Origin of the sequence: Microlunatus sp. GCM10028923 (assembly GCF_042666975.1) — a bacterium.
GTDB lineage: Bacteria > Actinomycetota > Actinomycetes > Propionibacteriales > Propionibacteriaceae > Microlunatus.
This window is the reverse complement of the sequence record NZ_JBHTFF010000014.1, coordinates 211,531-230,411: the sequence shown is the minus strand read 5'-3', so window position 1 is coordinate 230,411 and position 18,881 is coordinate 211,531. Positions and strand designations below refer to the sequence as shown.

Annotated in this window: 19 protein-coding genes; 11 read left to right on the top strand and 8 right to left on the bottom strand. The window is 69.8% G+C overall.

From position 1 onward, the window contains the following. Nucleotides 1-27: 27 nt before the first annotated feature. Nucleotides 28-1,482, bottom strand: a complete 1,455-nt coding sequence (locus ACFQU4_RS29110; protein ID WP_377498860.1) for an extracellular solute-binding protein — start codon at nt 1,480-1,482, stop codon at nt 28-30. A 126-nt stretch (nt 1,483-1,608) separates the two neighbouring features. On the opposite strand from ACFQU4_RS29110, the gene ACFQU4_RS29105 reads away from it, so the two are divergent. Then, nucleotides 1,609-2,634 carry a LacI family DNA-binding transcriptional regulator gene (locus tag ACFQU4_RS29105; protein ID WP_377498858.1) on the top strand — a complete coding sequence of 342 codons (1,026 nt, stop codon included), beginning with the start codon at nt 1,609-1,611 and terminating at the stop codon, nt 2,632-2,634. Nucleotides 2,635-2,716: 82 nt separating this feature from the next. Here ACFQU4_RS29105 and ACFQU4_RS29100 read toward each other — a convergent pair whose 3' ends face one another. Continuing rightward, the gene (locus tag ACFQU4_RS29100; protein WP_377498856.1) at nt 2,717-5,503 is read right to left on the bottom strand and encodes an AAA domain-containing protein; all 2,787 of its coding nucleotides are present in this window, start codon (nt 5,501-5,503) and stop codon (nt 2,717-2,719) included. A 163-nt stretch (nt 5,504-5,666) separates the two neighbouring features. Between ACFQU4_RS29100 and ACFQU4_RS29095 the strand changes: the two genes are divergently transcribed. From ACFQU4_RS29095 to ACFQU4_RS29085, 3 genes are read left to right on the top strand one after another with little or no spacing between them, the layout of a single operon-like run. Next, on the top strand, nt 5,667-6,077 hold the full coding sequence (locus tag ACFQU4_RS29095; RefSeq protein WP_377498890.1) for a YciI family protein: 411 nt from the start codon (nt 5,667-5,669) through the stop codon (nt 6,075-6,077). A 42-nt stretch (nt 6,078-6,119) separates the two neighbouring features. After that, complete coding sequence (locus tag ACFQU4_RS29090; RefSeq protein WP_377498854.1) at nt 6,120-7,400, top strand: RNA polymerase sigma factor; 1,281 nt, start codon at nt 6,120-6,122, stop codon at nt 7,398-7,400. Between the two features lie 44 nt (nt 7,401-7,444). Then, nucleotides 7,445-8,491, top strand: a complete 1,047-nt coding sequence (locus ACFQU4_RS29085; RefSeq protein ID WP_377498852.1) for a hypothetical protein — start codon at nt 7,445-7,447, stop codon at nt 8,489-8,491. 17 nt (nt 8,492-8,508) lie between these two features. On the opposite strand, the gene ACFQU4_RS29080 is transcribed toward ACFQU4_RS29085, so the two are convergent. The 4 genes from ACFQU4_RS29080 to ACFQU4_RS29065 all read right to left on the bottom strand — a co-directional run bounded on the left by ACFQU4_RS29080 (nt 8,509) and on the right by ACFQU4_RS29065 (nt 12,455). Continuing rightward, the gene (locus ACFQU4_RS29080) at nt 8,509-9,240 is read right to left on the bottom strand and encodes a maleylpyruvate isomerase family mycothiol-dependent enzyme (protein ID WP_377498850.1); all 732 of its coding nucleotides are present in this window, start codon (nt 9,238-9,240) and stop codon (nt 8,509-8,511) included. Nucleotides 9,241-9,358: 118 nt separating this feature from the next. After that, a complete protein-coding gene (locus ACFQU4_RS29075; RefSeq protein WP_377498848.1) occupies nt 9,359-10,375 on the bottom strand; it encodes a sensor histidine kinase in 1,017 nt (338 codons plus the stop codon). After that, nucleotides 10,375-11,064, bottom strand: a complete 690-nt coding sequence (locus tag ACFQU4_RS29070) for a response regulator transcription factor (RefSeq protein WP_377498846.1) — start codon at nt 11,062-11,064, stop codon at nt 10,375-10,377. Before ACFQU4_RS29070 ends, ACFQU4_RS29075 begins: the two co-directional genes overlap by 1 nt. A 41-nt stretch (nt 11,065-11,105) precedes the next feature. After that, on the bottom strand, nt 11,106-12,455 hold the full coding sequence (locus ACFQU4_RS29065) for a hypothetical protein (RefSeq protein ID WP_377498844.1): 1,350 nt from the start codon (nt 12,453-12,455) through the stop codon (nt 11,106-11,108). Nucleotides 12,456-12,568: 113 nt separating this feature from the next. Here ACFQU4_RS29065 and ACFQU4_RS29060 point away from each other — a divergent pair, with 113 nt between their 5' ends. Genes ACFQU4_RS29060 through ACFQU4_RS29030 form a run of 7 tightly spaced genes read left to right on the top strand, consistent with a single transcriptional unit; the run spans nt 12,569 to nt 17,745 of the window. After that, nucleotides 12,569-13,294 (top strand): glycosyltransferase family 2 protein, encoded by a 726-nt coding sequence (locus ACFQU4_RS29060; RefSeq protein WP_377498842.1) that lies wholly within the window; start codon nt 12,569-12,571, stop codon nt 13,292-13,294. After that, nucleotides 13,291-13,959, top strand: coding sequence for a DUF2064 domain-containing protein (locus tag ACFQU4_RS29055; protein WP_377498840.1), 669 nt, complete (start codon nt 13,291-13,293; stop codon nt 13,957-13,959). Before ACFQU4_RS29060 ends, ACFQU4_RS29055 begins: the two co-directional genes overlap by 4 nt. Beyond that, nucleotides 13,956-14,621 carry a methyltransferase domain-containing protein gene (locus tag ACFQU4_RS29050; protein WP_377498838.1) on the top strand — a complete coding sequence of 222 codons (666 nt, stop codon included), beginning with the start codon at nt 13,956-13,958 and terminating at the stop codon, nt 14,619-14,621. Before ACFQU4_RS29055 ends, ACFQU4_RS29050 begins: the two co-directional genes overlap by 4 nt. Beyond that, the gene (locus ACFQU4_RS29045) at nt 14,621-15,763 is read left to right on the top strand and encodes a molybdopterin-dependent oxidoreductase (RefSeq protein ID WP_377498836.1); all 1,143 of its coding nucleotides are present in this window, start codon (nt 14,621-14,623) and stop codon (nt 15,761-15,763) included. Before ACFQU4_RS29050 ends, ACFQU4_RS29045 begins: the two co-directional genes overlap by 1 nt. Then, complete coding sequence (locus ACFQU4_RS29040; RefSeq protein ID WP_377498834.1) at nt 15,760-16,182, top strand: hypothetical protein; 423 nt, start codon at nt 15,760-15,762, stop codon at nt 16,180-16,182. The genes ACFQU4_RS29045 and ACFQU4_RS29040 overlap by 4 nt, the downstream gene beginning before the upstream one ends. Then, complete coding sequence (locus ACFQU4_RS29035) at nt 16,182-17,222, top strand: NAD-dependent epimerase/dehydratase family protein (RefSeq protein WP_377498832.1); 1,041 nt, start codon at nt 16,182-16,184, stop codon at nt 17,220-17,222. Before ACFQU4_RS29040 ends, ACFQU4_RS29035 begins: the two co-directional genes overlap by 1 nt. Before the next feature lie 49 nt (nt 17,223-17,271). Beyond that, the gene (locus ACFQU4_RS29030) at nt 17,272-17,745 is read left to right on the top strand and encodes a PPOX class F420-dependent oxidoreductase (RefSeq protein ID WP_377498830.1); all 474 of its coding nucleotides are present in this window, start codon (nt 17,272-17,274) and stop codon (nt 17,743-17,745) included. A 5-nt stretch (nt 17,746-17,750) separates the two neighbouring features. Here the strand turns inward: ACFQU4_RS29030 and ACFQU4_RS29025 are convergent, their stop codons facing one another. Beyond that, nucleotides 17,751-18,386, bottom strand: coding sequence for a TetR/AcrR family transcriptional regulator (locus tag ACFQU4_RS29025; RefSeq protein WP_377498828.1), 636 nt, complete (start codon nt 18,384-18,386; stop codon nt 17,751-17,753). 58 nt (nt 18,387-18,444) lie between these two features. Further along, complete coding sequence (locus ACFQU4_RS29020; RefSeq protein ID WP_377498826.1) at nt 18,445-18,879, bottom strand: ester cyclase; 435 nt, start codon at nt 18,877-18,879, stop codon at nt 18,445-18,447. Between the last annotated feature and the right edge of the window lie 2 nt (nt 18,880-18,881).

The following is an 18,881-nucleotide window of genomic DNA, read 5'->3' as shown; positions in this document are numbered from 1 at the left end:
TCGGGCGGGCGTGATCAGGTCAGGTGATCAGTACTGGTCCTTGCCGTAGTCCGCGCGCGGCTTCCAGTTCGAGAAGGCGTAGTCCTCCTGCGAGACCTCGGCACCCTTCTTCTTCGCCGCGTCGACGGCGCGCTCGCGTTCGGCGTTGGACTTGTCGCTGAGTTCCTTCAGGGCAGCCGGAACGTCGGGAACGTCGCCGGAGAAGGCGCCCTGGACGATGTCGCCGAGGCTGGGCTTGATCGTCTTCGTCTCGGCGGCGACCTTGCTGGTCTGCGGATTCTTGACCACCGGCTCCGGGGCCAGGAACACCTGGTCGGCGAACCAGGTGATCAATTTCTTGTACGCGGGGTGCGCGGTCGACTTCTCCACCGCGCCAAGATCACGTGGCGGCTGGGACATCGTGTTGGCGATCTCGACCGAGTACTCCTCGGTGGTGAAGTAGTCGCTGAGCAGCAGGTTCGCCTGGTCGGCCAGCTTGGTCGACGGCGTGATCCAGTACTCGCCGCCCTGGGTGCCGCGGTAGGTGGCGGGCTCGCCGGGACTCGGGGTGAGGATCGGGCCGACACCGAGCGATTCGGCGAATTCCGGGGTGTTCTTCAGTGCGACGCCGGGGCACCAGGGCCCGTCGAAGTAGTAGCCGGCGATGCCGGCCGTCCACCGGGTCCGGGCGGCGTCGTCGATCAGGGTCTGCGAGCCGGGCACCAGGAGTTGATCTTGCTGCAGCGAGAGCAGGAACTCGATCACGGTCAGGTACGGCTCCGAGTGGTACGCGTACTCGCCGGTGCGGTAGAGCACTCCCCCGCCGCCCTCGAACCCCGCCGCCTGGGCCAGCACGTTGACCTGTTCGCCGATCCGGTCGACCATGCCGATGTTCCAGATCCAGCCCTGCGCCTTGCCGCCGGAGGCATCCCGGACCGCCCGCGCGGCCGAACGGAACTCGTCGTAGGTCCGCGGCGGCGCCTCCGGGTCGAGGCCGGCCTGGGTGATCAACTTCGTGTTGAACCAGGTGACGTTGCTGTACACGTGGTAGTCGAAGATCGGGAAGGAGTGCACCTTGCCGTCGAAGACGTGGATGCCCTCGATCAGCTTGCCGTCGAGCCGCTTCAGGGCCGCGTCGTTGAGTTCGAGCGGACCGACCCAGCCGCCGGCGATCAGTTGCGGCACCGGCACCTGGAGGCCGGCGTTGGAGTGGACGTCCGGCAGCTGGTTGCTCTGCTTGGCCAGCTGCAGGGCCTGACCGAGCTTGGCCGGATTGTTGTACGTGTAGTCGACCGGGACGCCGCCCTCGGCCGCGGCGAACTTCTCGAAGATCTTGCGCTTCGCGGGCTCGAGCTGGTTCTGGTGGTCCCACCAGGTCAGTCGGCCGGCAGCTGCCGAGGCGCCACCACCCGGAGCGCCTCCGGTGCTGCAGCCTGCGGTCAGTGCCCCGGCCGCGGTCAGCGCCGCCGCTTGCAGGACCCGTCGTCGGGTCAGGTCGCCCATCTCAGTGCTCCTCGTTCCCTGCGTTCTGTGCCACGTGGCAAGCACCAATCTGACACGAACCTTGCCGCGTGGCAAGGTCGTGCGGCAGGATCTCGAAACGAGAGGTGCGGGAAGGCGGGTGCAACGATGGTGACTCAGCGTGACGTGGCGCGGCGGGCGGGCGTCTCCGTCCGTACGGTCTCGAACGTGATCAACGACTTCGCCTGGGTCGCCGACGAGACCCGGGCCCGGGTCCAGGCCGCGGTCGACGAGCTCGGCTACCGGCCCAATCTGCTGGCCCGCGGCCTGCAGCGCGGCCGGTCCGGACTGCTCGCCCTGGTGCTGCCGCTCGACGTGCAGTACTTCCATGATCTCGCCGGTGCCGTGGTCGACGAGGCCGAGCGCCGCGGCTTCACCGTACTGATCGAGCGGACCGCCGGAAACCCTTCCAGGGAACGCGATCTGGTCAGCCGGCCGGAACGCGCCTCCCTGTTCGACGCGATCATCTTCAGCCCGCTCGCGCTGGACGACGCCGAACTGCGCCGCCAGCCCGGCGACACTCCGGTCGTGCTGCTCGGCGAGAAGCCGACCGGCCTCGGCTTCGACCGCGTGATCATGGACGACGCGGCCGCCGCCGAGGCGGTCACCCGGCACCTGCTGGAGCAGGGCCGGACCAGGATCGCGGCCATCGGGCAACCCGCCCGACCGGCGGGCCGGACCGCCCTGCACCGGACCCGTGGCTACCGGCGCGCCCTGAGCGCCGCCGGGATCGGCTTCGATCCGGCGCTGGTCGGCACCATCCGCAGCTTCCAACGTCCCGACGGCGCCGCCGCGATGGAGCGACTGCTGGACTCCAAGCGGCCACCCGACGCGGTCTTCGGCTACAACGACCTGCTCGCCCTCGGCGCCCTGCGTACCCTGCTCAGCCGGGGCATCCGGGTCCCCGAGGACATCGCCGTGGCCGGCTTCGACGACATCGAGGACGGCCGCTACAGCACCCCGACCCTGACCACGATCGCCCCCGACCTCCCCCACCTGGCCAGCCAGGCCCTCGACCTGGTGCAACGCCGCCTGGACGGCTACGACGGCCGCCCCTCGACCCGCCGCACCGGCTGGACCTTGATCACCAGGGAGAGCACCGGTGTCGCGAAACCTCTTCAACTCGAGCACTAGAGCCCGTATTCGCCTCCAGCGCTCGAGTTGAAGAGTTCTGGCGACACCCAGACCCGCTAACCCGGCGGCCCCGGTTCAGGAGCTAGCCAGCCGCCGAGTCGCCGGCCAGGACGCGGTCGAGCAGGTTCCTGATGCGGTCCGGTTCACGACTTCCAGTCGTCGGCAGACGAAGGAGCGGCACTCCGTACTTGGCACAGATCGCGTCCTTCTTCGCATCACGGGCCAGCTGCTCCGGCTTGTTCTCGTGATACTCGAAACCATCAACCTCGATCGCGCACGCCAACTTCTTGGTCATCCTATTGAAGACCACGAAGTCGACCGACGTTGCCGCATGCCTTACATACTTGAGTTCGTCCTCGTCCAGCAGCTCGGTATCGGGCACGAGCGCTCTCAATTTCACCTGAGCCCGGAAGGCGAAGACACGATAGGGATCCTCGGCAACAATCCCTTCCAGGACGGACCACATGATGTTCTCTGACCGATACCGAGATCGCTGCGACAGGCGCGCTGCAAGCGGCCGCAACTGACGAGAGTAGTCACGATAGAGAAGGTCGAAGACGGATATGACCTTGCTCTCACGCGCCCCTGATCCATGAGGATCGTGATACTCGATATAGCCAACAAGGTCTCTAATGTGTCGGCTTCGCGGCAGAAGCTTGTTATCAATCACGAGGACAAACCGCTCGATCGCGCGGGATACTGCGACGTTGATCAACCTCGGGTCGTCCACGAAAGTGATACCGAAATGCCCACTCTTGGACTCGTCGAGGACAGTCGTCAGGACCATGGCCAACTTCTCGCGACCCTGGTACTTGTGCACTGTGTCAGATTCTATGAAGTCACCAAAGGTCTCACCAAGCTTGTCGGCCTGCCGCCGGTAGGGCGTCGTGATGCCAACCTCGCCAACAGGAAGATCACCACAGACCTGCGGAATGACTTCCTCACGGATGACCTCGATTTCCCGCTGATTGAAGCGCCCACCGCTCCGATAGGTGCGCATGTGGAATCCCGGCGGAGTGGTCCAGATCACCAAGGGACTCTCAGTACGACGACGGCCAGTGTAGGGAATCAGTCGACCGTCGTAGAATTTCTGATTGCAGAACTCGATGATATCAGGAGCACATCGATAGTGCTCGATGAGTTCAACTTTCGGTAGGGAATCCCCGTACATTGCGACCAGCGAGGAAAGGATGCTGTGTCGGAAATAGTCGTAGTCGGACGCTGGCGCTTGCTCCAGTTCCGGCACGCCGGGAATGTGTGGAAGCTGGTTCAAGTCACCCACGACTACCAGATTCTTGGCGCATGCCATCGCGGCGCCAGACTGGAGCAGGTTGACCTGGGAAGCCTCATCGATGATCAAGTAGTCGACAGTATTGCCGCCCAGGTTGTTGCCCAGTGAGTCACAGGTGCTCAGGATGACCGGAAAGTCAGCACTGAACTCCGCGAAGTTCCTCCGATAGGATCCCTTGTCGTAACGAGTCGTCCCACCCTGATAGCGCTGCCAGAGAGCGCGCCGCAGGACCAGCTCGGACGTTCGTTGCTGATCTTGGATCAACCGGTCGTAAGTGCCAGCGCTCAGTTGCTGCTCGGTTCGCGCCAGATCTTCCCGCAGTTCACCCACGCGCTTCTCGTAGTAGATCCGTTGCAACCGCAACACTGCGCCGACGTCCGAAACATCGAGACCACCCGTGGGACCGTACCGAAAATAGCGTCTGATGCGACCGATGAATCGTGCCACCGGCCCCCGATAACCCAGGTCCACGTCGACCTCGGCTAGATAGGCCAAGATCGTCTCCGCAGACCGCGTTAACAAGGGCACCTTGCCAAGCTCCGGAAGCTCACGTCGATCGAAGGCTCGCTCGAAGTGCTGTTGTTCCAGTCGATAGGCAGCAAGCTCTTGCCTGATCCGGCCGGCCCGACGCTCCGCCTCCTGGAGGTCGTGGATTTTGGAGTTCAGTGCGTCCAGGTCGGCGGCCAGAACAGACTCGGGCTCGTCGCCATGCCGTAAGGCGTCGACCTGCGCGTTCCGGGCCGGCTGCCCGGCAAAGAACCGGTCCACCTTCTCAGACCGTCCGAGCGGCGCCGCGATGTATCCGAACCCTGCCATGGCCAGCTTGCTGGCGACATTCTCGACCGCTGCATTGTTGGAGGAGACGATTGCGACCGTGGTCTCGCCCTGGACAACCAGATTGGCGACGAGGTTGAGGATCGTCTGGGTCTTGCCTGTACCGGGAGGTCCGAAGATGACCGACACCGGGGAACCGAGTGCGTTGCGGACGGCCTCGCGCTGGCTGAGGTTCGACCGGAACGGAAAGATCAGCGGTCGGTTCGGCATCACCGGTGCCGGAAGCGGCTGCGACTGGAGATACCTGCCGAGCAGGGAGTCCGGTGACAGGTGCTCCAGCCGCTGGTAGAAGGTCCGGATCGATCGGCTCGCGTCGTCGAGCCGCGCGCCGATGCTGCGCCAGTAGCCCAGCACCGCAGCAGTGTCTGGTGTCGCGAGGCAGTTCGGCAGCAGCCGCACGCTCCCGCCGCACCGCACAGTCTGCCGCTCCCCATCGGACGTCTTGTAGCGGATCTTCCACCAGACTTCGGTCCCACGGCTGAACCGCAGTGCCTCGATCGCGTTCTCCCAGACGTCGCCCTTGACCTCGATCCGCGGTCCCGTCCCGCCGAGCCGGACCCGTTCCGGATCGCGCAGGACCCAAGCACGTTCCCGTGGGTATCCATAGGTTTCTGATCCATTGATGTACTTGATGAGCACCTTGGACCCGTGCTCATGACATGACTCGATCTCTGCAGTCTTGTCGGTGGGCTGACCAGTCTTCTTGGACCGAATGAGGATCAGCTGACTGTCTACGTCGATCATGTCGGCTCCCGCAGAGAAGGCTCCTTCTTAGGTTACCTGGGCATAATCCGACACTCCCGAAAAAAGTTCGGGCAGGATGTCGATCCCGGGCCTACTCCGTTCGACCTGGGGGTGAGAGGGTCCGCGAGGGACCCGGAACAACAGGAGAAGAACCGTGAAGTACATGCTGATCATGCGGGCCACCGACGAGGCGTACGCGAACATGGCCAACGTCGATTTCACCGAGATCATGGACACGATGGGCAAGTTCAACGACGAGCTGATCCGGGCCGGGGTGCTGCTCGCCGCGGAGGGGCTGGACGATGCCAGCGAGGGCGTCGTCGTCGATCATGGCTCCGAGCCGCCGGTGGTGACCGACGGCCCGTACGGCGAGACCAAGGAGCTGTTCGGCGGCTTCTACCTCCTCAACGTCGCGTCCAAGGAGGAAGCGGTCGAGTGGGCGAAGCGAGTGCCCGGGGCCGGGGCCGGTTTCAAGACCGAGATCCGTCGGGTGACCACGATCGACGAGTTCCCGCAGGACAACCCGTGGATCGCCAAGGAGCGGGCCTGGCGCGAAGCGACCGGGCAGCTCTGACGTTGAACCTCGCCCGCCCCGGCTGCCAGGTCGGGACACGAGATGGGTGATCCGACCGGCCGGGAGGCGGTCGCCGCCGTCTGGCGGATCGAGTCGGCACGGATCGTCGGTGCGCTCGCGCGCTACACCGGCGATTTCGTGCTGGCCGAGGACCTCGCCCAGGAGGCGCTCGCCGAGGCCCTGGTGACCTGGCCGCGGGAGGGCGTACCGAACAATCCCGCCGGCTGGCTGCTGACGGTCGGCCGGCGCCGCGCGATCGACGGTTTCCGCCGTCGTTCGGCGCTCGACGAGAGGTATGCGGCCATGGCCCGTGATCTTGGTGAGGGAGGTGCCACGTCGGGTGGCGCCACCGATCCCGAGCACGACGCCGAGCTGTGGGATCCGGACCGGATCGACGACGACGTGCTCTCGTTGATCTTCATCTCCTGCCACCCGGTGCTGGCCAGGGAGGCCCGGGTCGCGCTGACCCTGCGGGTCGTCGGCGGTCTCACCAGCGACGAGATCGCGAAGGCGTTCCTGGTGCCGACGGCGACCGTGCAGGCCCGGATCACGCGGGCCAAGAAGTCCCTCGCCGCGGCCCAGGTGCCGTTCGAGGTGCCGCTGGCCGAGCAGCGCGACGAACGGCTCGGTTCGGTGCTCAACGTGATCTATCTGATCTTCACCGAGGGATCGACGGCGAGCTCCGGAGCGGAGTTGATCCGCTTCGATCTTGCCGGCGAGGCGGCCCGGCTGGCCCGGGTGCTGACCCGGTTGATGCCGGACCAGCCGGAGGCGTACGGGCTGCTGGCGTTGCTCGAACTGACGGCGGCCCGGTTCCCGGCCCGGACCGGGCCGGACGGCGAGCCGGTGCTGCTCGAAGATCAAGATCGGCGCCGGTGGGACCGTCCGGCGATCCAGCGTGGACGGGCCGCGCTGGCGCAGGCCACGGCGTCCGGCCGCGGTCTCGGTGCGTACGGGCTGCAGGCGGCGATCGCCGAGTGCCATGCCGTCGCGCCGTCGGTGGATGCCACGGACTGGCCCCGGATCGTGATGTTGTACGCGGCCCTGGGGCGGCTCACCCGGTCCCCGATCGTCGACCTGAACCGCGCCGTCGCAGTGTCGATGGCCGACGGGCCGGCCGCGGCCCTCCCGCTGGTCGACCGGCTGGCCGACGACAAGGCGCTGGCCGGTTCGCACCTGCTGCCCACCGTGCGCGGCGAGCTGTTCCGGCGGCTGGGCCGGACCGCCGAGGCCCGGACCGAGTTGCAGCGCGCCGTCGAACTGTGCGGCAACGAGCGCGAGCGTTCGGTGCTGCTCGGCAAGCTCGCCGACCTGGAGCCCTGATCGCGTTCACCCGTCGTTCAGGTCGCGGAGCTAGCGTCCCGATCATGGAACAGGTTCGGGGACTGTCTCGTCGCGCCCTGCTGGCCGGTGCCGTGGGTGGCGCCGCGACCCTTTCCCTGGGAGCGGCACCGGCCTGGGCGCGGTCGACGCCGCGGGCCCGGGTGTTGATCGCCACCAACGAGCCGTGGGGGACGTATCACGTCAAGCCCCTGCTGGCCGCGGCCGAGCGGCGCGGCTGGGCGATCACCCAGCTGGTGCCGGACCTCGCGTCCGTCGATCCGGCCGACCCGGTGCCGGTGGCGACGCCGGACGACGCGCCGGAAGCGGACCTGCTGGTGATCACCGGCGCCGCCGACTGGCCGGCCGAGTGCGCGGCGACGCTGCCCCGGCTGCCGCTGGCTGCCAGTTCGCTGGCGTACCTCAATCCGGTCGAGGCGCCGCACGCCGAGTCGTTCCGGCGGCGGCTGAAGTCGATCACGTCGTCGTCGCCGGCCGAGGGGCGGGCCTTCGCGACCTACCTCGGCAGCCATCGGCGGATCAGCGTGGTCGGCTCGCCGCAGACCGACACCCTTCCGGTACGCGCTCCGGAGCCGGGCACCGTGCTGGTGCTGACCAGCGTCACCTATCCCGACCAGACCGGCGGCGCGGCTCCGGGCACCCAGCTGCTGCTCGATGCCGCGGAGCGCCTGCAGGCCGACGGCCGGCACATCCTGGTCGGGCTGCATCCGCGGGAGGACCCGAAGCTGTGGAGCCGGTACGAGGTCAGCTCGGTCCCGTCCCTGCAGGCGTCGGCCCGCGCCGAGGCCGCGATCGGGATCCCGGGCACCGTGTTCCCGTTGATCACTGCAGCCGGGGTCCCGGTGGTCGGCTGCGTCGACCCGGCGCTGACCGTGCCGGACTACCTGCTCGACGTCTGCTCGGCCACGATCGACGATCCGGCCGAGGCCGTGCCGGCGATCAGTGCGGCGAAGCTGCCGGACGAGGACGTGCTCTATGACGCGGTCGGGCCGGTCGGCGGCTCGACCGACCGACTGCTCGACGCGTGGGCGAAGGTCGCCCGCCGGACCCGCGACGACGCCCGCGCCGCCTGACGTTCGACCTGCGTCCGTCAGGCCCAGGTGATCCGCATCCGGGCCCGCCACTGATCAAGAACGGACCGGTCGCCCGTGAGTTCAAGATCATCGGGATCGAGCCGGTTCCACAACAGCCGATAGAGGTCGGCCGCCGTCCCGGCGACCGTCACCTGGCTGGCCCCGTCGGTGATCAACTCGGCCACCCCGGCCTGCACCCGTACCGTCCAGTGATCATCGGTGTCGGTCGTGCGCAGGCCGACCGACAGCGGCGGGTCGTCGGCGTGCCGCCGGCGACGCCGGCTGAAGAACCCGGTCAGCAACTCGTTGATGCCGTCGACCGCGAACTCCGGCGCGAAGTCGGCTGCCGCCCCTGCGTCGAGGCTGTGGATCGTCGCCTCGTGGGCCTGCCGTCTGGCCCAAAAGGCGATCGGCGACGGCGCGGGCAGGAAGCTCCAGCAGTCGAGCGCCGGATCCGCCGCCCGCAGGGACTCCACCAGCCGGGCATGCATCGCCCGGTACCAGTCGGTCAGCCCGGTCTCCGGCGCGGAGAGGAACTCCGCCTCCTCAGCTTCGGTGTACGACTCGGTCCGGCCGGTGATCACGAAGGACGCGGCCCAATGGTGCACCCCGCCGGTGTGCGCCACCACGTCGCGCACCCGCCAACCGGGGCAGTGCGGGGCCTCCGCGGTCAGGCCGCGACGGTCCGCCGCCTCGGCCAGCCGATGGCCGGCCGAGTCGAGTGCGTCCAGCAGAGCAGCGATCTCCATCGGCAACAGCCTAGGTGGCCAGGGCCGAACGCGCACTGAGCCTGTCGAAGCATGTCCTGAGCCTGTCGAAGGGTGCCAAGCCAGATCGGGCCCTGCCCTTCGACAGGCTCAGGGCACGTCAGTTGATCAAGGGCAGGGACACCTCGAACCGGCAGCCCGGGCCATGATTGCGTACGGTGACGGTGCCGCGATGCAGTTCGACGAGGCCGCGGACGATGGCCAGGCCGAGGCCGGCGCCGGTCTGCGGATCGTCGATGCCCGGCGTGCGCGCACTGCCGCCGCGGAAGCCGACCTCGAACACCCGCGGCAGCTCGGCTTCGGGGATGCCGCCGCACCCGTCCTGGATCGTCAGCCGGGCGGTGCCGCCGTCGACCCGGGCGATGATCATCACCGAGTCCCCGTCGGGGGTGTGCCGGACGGCGTTGATCAACAGGTTGCGCAGCACCCGGTCCAGTTCGGGACCGGAACCGGACACGGTCGGCCAGTTGCCCGGCGGATCGACCGCGAGGGTGACGCCGCGCCGGACCGCGGTGACGCTGACGGCATCGACGGCCTGGGAGACGGCGTCCTCCAGCGGCACCGGCCGATAGGTCAGCTGCAGGGCGCCGGCGGTGATCTTGGACAGCTCGAACAGGTCGTCGACCATCCGGGACAGCCGGTCGGTCTCCGTCGAGATCCGGCCCGCGTAGCCGGCGACCTCGGCCGGGTCGGTGACGACGCCGTCCTGCAGTGCCTCGCTCATCGCCCGGATCCCGGAGAGCGGGGTCCGCAGGTCGTGGCTGACCCAGGCGACCAGTTCCCGCCGGGAGGCGTCGACCTGGCGTTCGGCGGCCCGGGCTGCCTCGGCCTGGATGCCGCGACGGGTGATCCGTCGGCCGAGCACCACGGCGGTCGGGATCACGGCGATCGCGATCAGGCCGCAGGTGATCGCGGTCCAGCCAAGCTGGGGCGTGAACATGAAGCCGCTGATCATCACGACGAAGATCAACACGGCCAGGATCGGCACCACCACCAGGACGGTGATCATGACCTCGGCCGGTCGGTCCCGGACCAGCCGGAGCACCACGAGTTCGATCATGGTGGTCAGGACGCAGGCCAGCGCCGCCCAGGGCAGGATGTGCAGCAGGTCGTCCATCACGCCTCCCGGTCGTAGCGGTAGCCGCGGCCCCAGACCGTGACCAGCCGGCGCGGCTGGGACGGGTCGTCCTCGATCTTCTCGCGCAGCCGGCGGACGTGCACGGTGACCGTCGAGTCGTCCCCGAACGACCAGTCCCAGACTCGCTCCAGCAGCTCCTTCCGGGTGAACGCCCTGCCGGCGTGCCCGACCAGGAACACCAGCAGGTCGAACTCGCGGCCGGTCAGCCCGAGCGGGGTGTCGCCACGGTGGGCAGTCCGGGCCTGGGTGTCGATGATCAGATCCCCGTCGGTCAGCCGCGGTTCCGGCTCGCTCCGCGGGGCCGGCGGGCCGAGCCGTTCCAGCAACCGGCCCACCCGCAGGGTCAGCTCCCGCGGGCTGAACGGCTTCACCACGTAGTCGTCGGCGCCCTGCTCGAGGCCGACCACCCGGTCCGACTCGAGGCCGAGCGCGGTCAGCATGATCACGCCGACCGGAGCCTCGGCCCGCATCAACCGGCACAGCTCCAGACCGTCGGTGCCGGGCAGCATCAGGTCCAGCACGACCAGGTCCGGCCGCTCGGCGTGGAAGATCGCCAGCGCGTCCGGCCCTGTCCCCGCCTCGAGCACCTGGTAGCCCTCCCGGGACAGATAGCGGCGGACGACGTCGCGTACCGTCTCGTCGTCGTCGACCACCAGTACCCGCTGCATGAGGACAGTCTGCTCCATGGCGCTCAGCCGCCCGTTCCGGTTCACCACGGAGTCCAGACCAGGTGTGCGACGACCACGGTCAGCAGGACGGAGAACGCGAGCCCGGCCCGCGCCGAGACCGCCGGCAGCAGGGCAGCGGCGATCGCGACGACGTAGCCGAACGGCAGCCAGATCCGTTCCGTCTCCGCCTTCGACAGGCCGGACAGGTCGGCCAGCAGCACGGTGGCGAAGCCCGCCAGCCCGAGCACGGCCGGCACCAGCTGCTCCGGCGCCACCCTGCTACGCCCACCGATCCCGGGCAGCGCCCGCACCGCGCGGACGACGGCCGCCGCCATGATCGGTCCGACCATGATCAGGAACGCGGCCAGGTTGGCCCACACGAAATAGGCGTACGGCCGGTCGGTGGCGACGCCCTGGTAGTAGCGGGTGTGCACCAGCGACAGCCCTTCCCACCAGGCGAAGCCGGCCGCCGTGAAGGCGATCGCGACCAGGGCCACCGCCCCGGTCGCCACCAGCCAGCGGCCGAGCACCCGCCGGCCGTCCAGCCGGAGGGTCAGCCCGGCCGCCGCAGCGACGACGAGCCCGTACAAGATCAGTCCGTAGGAGAGGTACGGCACCAGGCCGAGCAGCAGCCCGCCCGCGAACACCGGGACAGGCCACCCGGGCCAGCGGCTGCGCACGCCGACGACGACGAGCGCCAGCCCGGCCGCCGCGACGCCGGCGAACAGCCCGTCGGCCGAGACGCCGACCCAGAGCGCCCCCGGCAGGAGGACCGTGAACGGGATGATCCGGCGGGCCGCCTCCGGGGCGCCGAGCGCGCGTACCGTCGCCGGGACCGCGACCGCGGCCAGGCAGCCCACCACGACGATGATCACCGCCGCCCAGTCCCCGCCGCCCAGCCCGGCCTGCTGGAACAGCCAGAACAGCCCCGTCACGCCGGGCGGATGACCGGCGACGTGCGTGGTCCAGCTGCCCGGCTGGAAGTCAAGAATGTGATCACTGAAGGTGGCCAGGAATTCGCCGAGCGAGGTGATCCGGCCCAGTTCGTGCAGATACTCGTGCCCGTTGGTCAGCCGGGAGCCGAGGCCGCCGGACCAGCCGTCGATCATGGCCAGCGACACGGTCCAGGCGATCGCGGTCAGGTAGCCGATGATCATGACCCGACGCCAGGACTGGACGGCGGCGAACCGCTGGGCCAGCAGGACGGCGATGATCGCCAACCCGATCACCGCCGGGGTTCCCGGCCCGACCCGCGGCGAGAGCCAGCCGAACAGGGGTGGGGCGTAGACCTCGATCCGGACGCCGGTGGCCAGCAACCAGGCGCCGACGCCGGCCGCGGCGATGATCAAGGAGCACGCCGCGCCGACCGCGATCCCGTCCGACTTGATCACGGTTCGACCCTAGGGGCCGGGACCGCCCGGCGACACCGCGCGGCCGTACCCGAAAGAGATCGGTAAGAACCTGACCCTCGATCCGTAAGGGCCGCGCTTCCTAGGTTCGAGGCATGGAACACCGGGTCGACGTCATCCTCCCCTGCCTGGACGAGGCCGCCGCGCTGCCCTGGATCATGGACCGGCTGCCGCGGCGGTACCGGGCGATCGTGGTGGACAACGGCTCCAGCGACGGCAGCGACCTGATCGCCGCCGAGCTCGGGGCGCTGGTGGTTCACGAAGCGCGGCGCGGCTACGGAGCCGCCGTGCAGGCCGGACTGGCCGCGGCGACGGCGGACCTGGTGGTGATCATGGACTGCGACGCCACCATCGACCCGGTCGAGCTGCCCGCCCTGGTGGCGGTCCTGCTGGACGATCCCGCCGAGTTGGTCTGCGGCCGGCGCCGGCCGGTCGACCGGGGATCCTGGCCGCTGCACTCCCGGATCGCGAACGCCGTCCTGGCCGCGCTGCTCAGCCTGGGCGGCCGGGTCCGGCTGCACGACCTGGCGCCGGTCCGGGTGGCCTGGCGCCGGCCGCTGCTCGGGCTGGCGATCACCGACGGGCGGTACGGCTATCCACTGCAGACGCTGCTTCGGGCCGGCCGGGCCGGCTGGCGGGTGGTCGAACGGGACGTCAGTTATCGATCCCGGCCGGACGGCAGCCGGTCCAAGATCACCGGCACGCTGCGCGGCACGGTCGCCGTCGCCACCGACATGCTGCGGGTGGCCCGCGCCGAAGCACGGCCGGTCGTCGCCCACGGCGGAGCCGCTGCCGCCCGGCGGGATGGGGTCGCCCGGTGACCGCGACGGTGTTGATCATGGCGAAGGCACCCGAGCCGGGCCGGGTGAAGACCCGGCTCTGCCCGCCACTGACCCAGCATGAGGCCGCCGCCGTCGCCGCCGCCGCGCTGACCGACACGCTGACCGCCGCCGGAGCGACGCCCGGTGTCCGCCGGGTGCTCGCGCTGAGCGGCGACCTCGACCAGGCGCTCGGTGCGACCATGATCAGGAGCGCGCTGGCCGGGTTCACCGTGATCGCCCAGCGCGGCGTCGGGCTGGCCGAACGGATCGTCAACGCGCACCTGGATTCCGGGCCCGGCCCGATCTTCCAGGTCGGCATGGACACCCCGCAACTGACCTCCGAACTGATCATGGACGCGATCCGGGAACTGCAGGGCGGGGACGGCCCGGACGCCGTCCTCGGGCCGGCGGTCGACGGCGGCTGGTGGGGACTCGGCCTGCGGCACGCCGAGCAGGTCGCTCCGGTCGGCCAGGTCCGGATGTCGACCCGGGACACCGGTTCGGACACCCTGGCGGCGTTGCGGGCCGGTGGCCTGCGGATCGGGCTGCTGCCCGCGCTGCGCGACGTCGACACGATCGACGACGCGGCGGCCGTCGCGGCCGCGGCACCGGGATCGAGGTTCGCCGACCTGGTCGGCACCCTGACCGGACCGGCGGCCCGATGATCACCTCACCGGTCCGGACGGACCGCCGGCTCAGCCCGCTCCGGCTCTACGCGGCGGCGCTGGACGGCCGGCCGACGACCATGATCACCGAATCCGGTGAGGAACGGGGGCTTCCGGTGGCGACCTGGACGGGTGCGGCCGACGATGCCGACCGGGTGCTGCTCGACCGCTGTGCCGGACCGACCCTCGACCTCGGCTGCGGCCCGGGGCGGCTGACCCAGGCCCTGCAGGCCACCGGGACGCCGGTGCTCGGCGTGGACCTGTCCGCCGGCGCCGTCCGGGCCGCGGTCGGGCGCGGCGTGGTCGCCCTGCGGCGCGACCTGTTCGCGCCGTTGCCCGCGGAAGGCCGGTGGCAGACGATTCTGCTGGCCGACGGCAACATCGGGATCGGCGGCGACGCGGTCCGGCTGCTCGCCCGCTGCCGTTCGCTGCTCGCGCCGTCCGGCCGGGTCCTGCTCGATCTGGCCGAACCCGGCACCGGCTACGTCCGCCGCAGGGTCCGGCTGTCCGCGGTCGGCCGGGTCAGCGGCTGGTTCCCGTGGTGCTGGGTCGATCAGCCTGCGCTCGCCGTACTCGCGGAGTGGTGCGGGCTGCGGCTGGTCGATCACTGGACGGCGGGCGAACGTTGGCAGGCCGAGCTGAGGGCGGTGCAACCGTGGTGATGATCAAGAACCTCCGACCGCCGAGCGAGGAGGACTTCCGGTCCCCGCTCCGGTCACCCACCCTGACCAGCCTGATCGGGATCGCCCTCGGCATTGCCTTCACCGTCTGCATGATCACCGGGTTGATCAGCCACCTGATCCAGCATCCGCCGGGTTGGTTCGCCTGGCCGACCGGGCCGTCCTGGCTGTATCGGGTCACCCAGGGCGTGCACGTGACGACCGGAATGATCTCGATTCCGTTGCTGGCGGTGAAACTGTGGTCGGTCGCGCCGAAGTTCTGGCACCGGATCCCGATCTCGGTCTCGCGTGCGACGCTGATCGCCGTGGTGGAGCGCGGCACCATCCTGCTGCTGGTCGGCAGCGCGTTCTTCGAGGTGCTGACCGGGCTGCTCAACGTCGCCGAGGCGTACCTGTGGCCGTTCTACTTCCCCGAGGTGCACTACTTCATGGCCTGGCTGCTGATCGGCTCGGTCGCCCTGCACCTTGCGGTGAAGCTGCCGACCATGATCACCGCGCTGCGCCGTCAGGCTCGTACAGTGACGCCGACCGGCACGACCGTGTCCCGCCGGCAACTGCTGACCGGCACCGCGCTGGCCGGGGCGGTGATCGCGATCGCGACGCTGGGCGACAAGATCCCGGCGCTGCGGGGTGTCTCGTTCCTGGCCCAGCGGTCCGGCAACGGCCCGCAGGGTCTCCCGGTGAACCGCACCGCCGCGGCCGCCGGCATCACGCCGGAACAGGTCGGCGACGGCTTCCGGCTGACCATCGCCGGAGCCCGGACCGTCGAGCTCGGCCTGCCCGACCTGACGGCCCTGCCGCAACGGACCGTCGACCTGCCGATCGCCTGCGTCGAGGGCTGGTCCCAGCTGGCGACCTGGACCGGGGTACGGCTGGCCGACCTGATCGCCCTGACCGATGATCACGACTTCAGCGAGGTGCGCCTGCTGTCGTTCGACGCCGGCCCGTACGGCCGCAGCGTGGTGGCCCGGCCGCTGGCCCTGCACCCGGACACCCTAGTCGCACTGTCCCTGAACGGGCAGGTGCTCGATCGTGATCATGGCTATCCGGCCCGGTTGATCGCGCCCAACCGCCCCGGCGCGCTGCAGACCAAGTGGCTGACCCGGATCGAGGTCGTGCGATGAAGTCGGTCTCGGCCACCCTCGTGGTCCGGTTGATCATCGGTCTCGGCGGCGCCGTCGCCATCGGGTACGGCCTGTTCCTGGCCCTGACCACCCTGCGGCGCTGGCCGGACGTGTTCGCCGCGGCGCTCTGGTTCGGGCTGCCGCCGGTGATCTTCGACCTGCTGCTGGTCCCGGTGATCGGCCTGCTGGGTGCCCTGGTCGCGGCCCGGACCGGACGGCGCTGGCGGGCACCGTTGATCATCGGGCTGATCATCAGCGGCGCCCTGCTGGTGATCGCGGCGCCGTTCGTGGCCGGTCTCGGCCGCCGCGCCGACAACCCGTCCCTGCTGGACCGTCCGTACCTGCTCGGCACCCTGATCGCCCTGGCCGTGATCTGGGCCGGCGTCGCCCTCTGGGGCCTGATCCGGAAGGAATCCTGATGCGCATCCTGGTCACCGGGGCCGCCGGCTTCATCGGTTCGACGATCATGGACCGGCTCCGCACGTCCGGTCACGACGCGGTCGGCCTGGACCTGCTGCTGCCGAAGGCGCATCCGGCGGCGAGCCTGCCGGACTGGTCCAACCCGGAGTTGATCATCGGCGATGTCCGGGACCCCGACGTCCTGGACCGGGCCCTGACCGGCGTCGACGCCGTGTGTCACCAGGCCGCGATGGTCGGCGTCGGCGTGGACGTCGCGGACCTGCCCGACTACACGACGCACAACCTGCTCGGCACGGCGACCCTGCTGGCCGGGATGGCGCGGGCCGGCGTCAGGCGGCTGGTGCTCGCGTCCTCCATGGTGGTGTACGGCCCGGGCGGCTTCCGCTGTCCCGCCGACGGAGCGGTCCGGCCGTTGCCCCGGCGCCCGGCGGACCTGGCCGCCGGCCGGTACGAGCCGCGCTGCCCGCACTGCTCAGCGGACCTGGTCGATGTCCCGATCGACGAGGACGCACCGGCCGACCCGCAGAACACGTACGCAGTAACGAAGCACGGGCAGGAACTGCTGGCCGCGTCCTGGGCCCGCGAGACCGACGCCGCCGTCACCGCGCTGCGCTATCACAACGTGTACGGACCGCGGATGCCGCGGGACACCCCGTACGCCGGGGTCGCGTCGATCTTCCGGTCCGCGCTGGCCGCCGGAACCCCGCCGCGCGTGTACGAGGACGGACGGCAGCGGCGCGACTTCGTCCACGTCCACGACGTCGCCCGGGCCAACCAGCTCGCCCTCGAACGCCTGGCCGCCGAGCCCGGTCACGAGATCCTGCCGCTGAACATCGCCTCGGGCGAACCGCACACGGTCGCGGAGCTGGCCGAGGTCCTCGCGACCACGCTGGCCGGACCGGCCCCGGTCATCGTCGGCGGCGGGCGTGCCACGGACGCACGGCACATCGTCGCTTCCCCGGCCCGGGCCCGGGCCGTGCTCGGCTTCACCGCCGGAATCGGCTTCGCCGACGGCGTGGCCGCGCTGGCCGCCGACTGACGTACAACGATCGGTTTTTCTTTTACAACGAGCGTTGTACTCTGACGGCATGTCATTCTCCACCGCAGAGATCGAGTACCTGCGCTCACAACCGGTCGGCCGGATCGGAACGGTCGACGGCGACGGGCAGCCCGACGCCGTGCCGATCGGGGTCGAGTTCGACGGCCGCTACTTCTACGTCGGCGGCGGGCACGAACCACAACAGACCCGGAAGTTCCGCAACGTCGCCGGCGGCCAGGAGAAGGTCGTCCTGCTCTGGGACGACGTGGTCGCGATCACGCCCTGGACGCCGCGCTTCCTCCGGGTGTACGGGACCGGCGACTTCGTCGAGCACGAAGGGATGTTCGGCCCCGGGACCTACCTGCGGATCACGCCGACCGTCTCCTGGAGCTGGAACCTGGAGTCACTGCCGTTCGACGGATCCGATGATCGCGAGTTCGTCCCGCGCCGGACGGTGCATCGGCTCGACGAGGCCGCGCCGGCCGGCGAGACCGTGAGCACGGTGCTGCCGAACTCGATCTGACCGGTTCAGCCGCGGTAGCCGTAGAGGAAGGCGCGCACCCCGGCGGCGACCGCCTCACCACGGTCGGAGTCGCTCAACGTCCTGGCCTGCAAGGAAGGATTCGGCACCGTGATCAGGACGGCGAAGTGGTGCGCGGCCCGCTGCGGGTCGTCCACCTCGAGCAGGCCCTGCTCGGCGAGCCGGGCCAGCCGGTCGGCCAGCGCGTCCAGCACCCGGCGCGGCCCGGCCTCCTGCCAGGCCTTGATCGCCCGCCGCGGGATGTGGCCGGACTCGGCGTTGATCTGCCGGACCAGTGCCGAGTGATCGGCATAGTCGGGCATCGGGGTGACCCAGGCCAGGCCGAACTCGATCAGATCCGCTTCCAGGTCGGTCACCTTGCGCAGGTAACTCTCCACGATCGCGATCTGGGCGTCGGCGACCCGGCTCGCGCTCTCCTTGATCACGGCCTGGAACAGGTCGGCCTTGTCCTGGAAATGGTTGTAGATCGTCCGGGTCGAGACCCCGGCCCTGGCCGCGATGGAGTCGATGCTGGCCCGGGTGTAGCCGTCCCGGGCGAAGATCGTCAGGGCGCCGTCGAGGATGGCGCGGCGCTTGTCGGCCAGGCCGCCCGCCGGTCGCTTCCTGGTCGTCCTGCCGGCCATGCCTACCTCCTGCTGCAACGTGCGTTGTGGTGACGACAGTACGCGTTGCAGGCCAGGATCAGGTGAAGGAGGCCGGGTCCGGCGGGACCGCGGTGCCGAGCTGGATCCGGGCCCCGTACTCGTCCCGGATGCCCCAGTGCTCGGCCAGCCGGTCGCCCTCGGTGCGGAAGATGTGCGCCGTCTCCATCCGGTACGTCTGCCCGGCCGCGCCCGGACCGTGCACGGCGTCGACGCCGATGCCGATGCCGGTGGCCCGGATCACCACCCGGTCGGGCGATTCGATCACGTCCTCGATCTCGTACCGGAGTTCGAGGACGGTGGTCACGAAGGTCAGGATCTGCCGGTAGCCGGCCGGTCCCGGCGGGATCGGGAACGGCGATCCATGATCGACGAAATCGTCGGTGACGGCCTCGTCGAGGCAGGAGAGGTCACGGCTGTTGATCCCGTCCATGACACGCAGCGCCGCCGGCAGCGCCGGGTTGATCGAAGTCATCG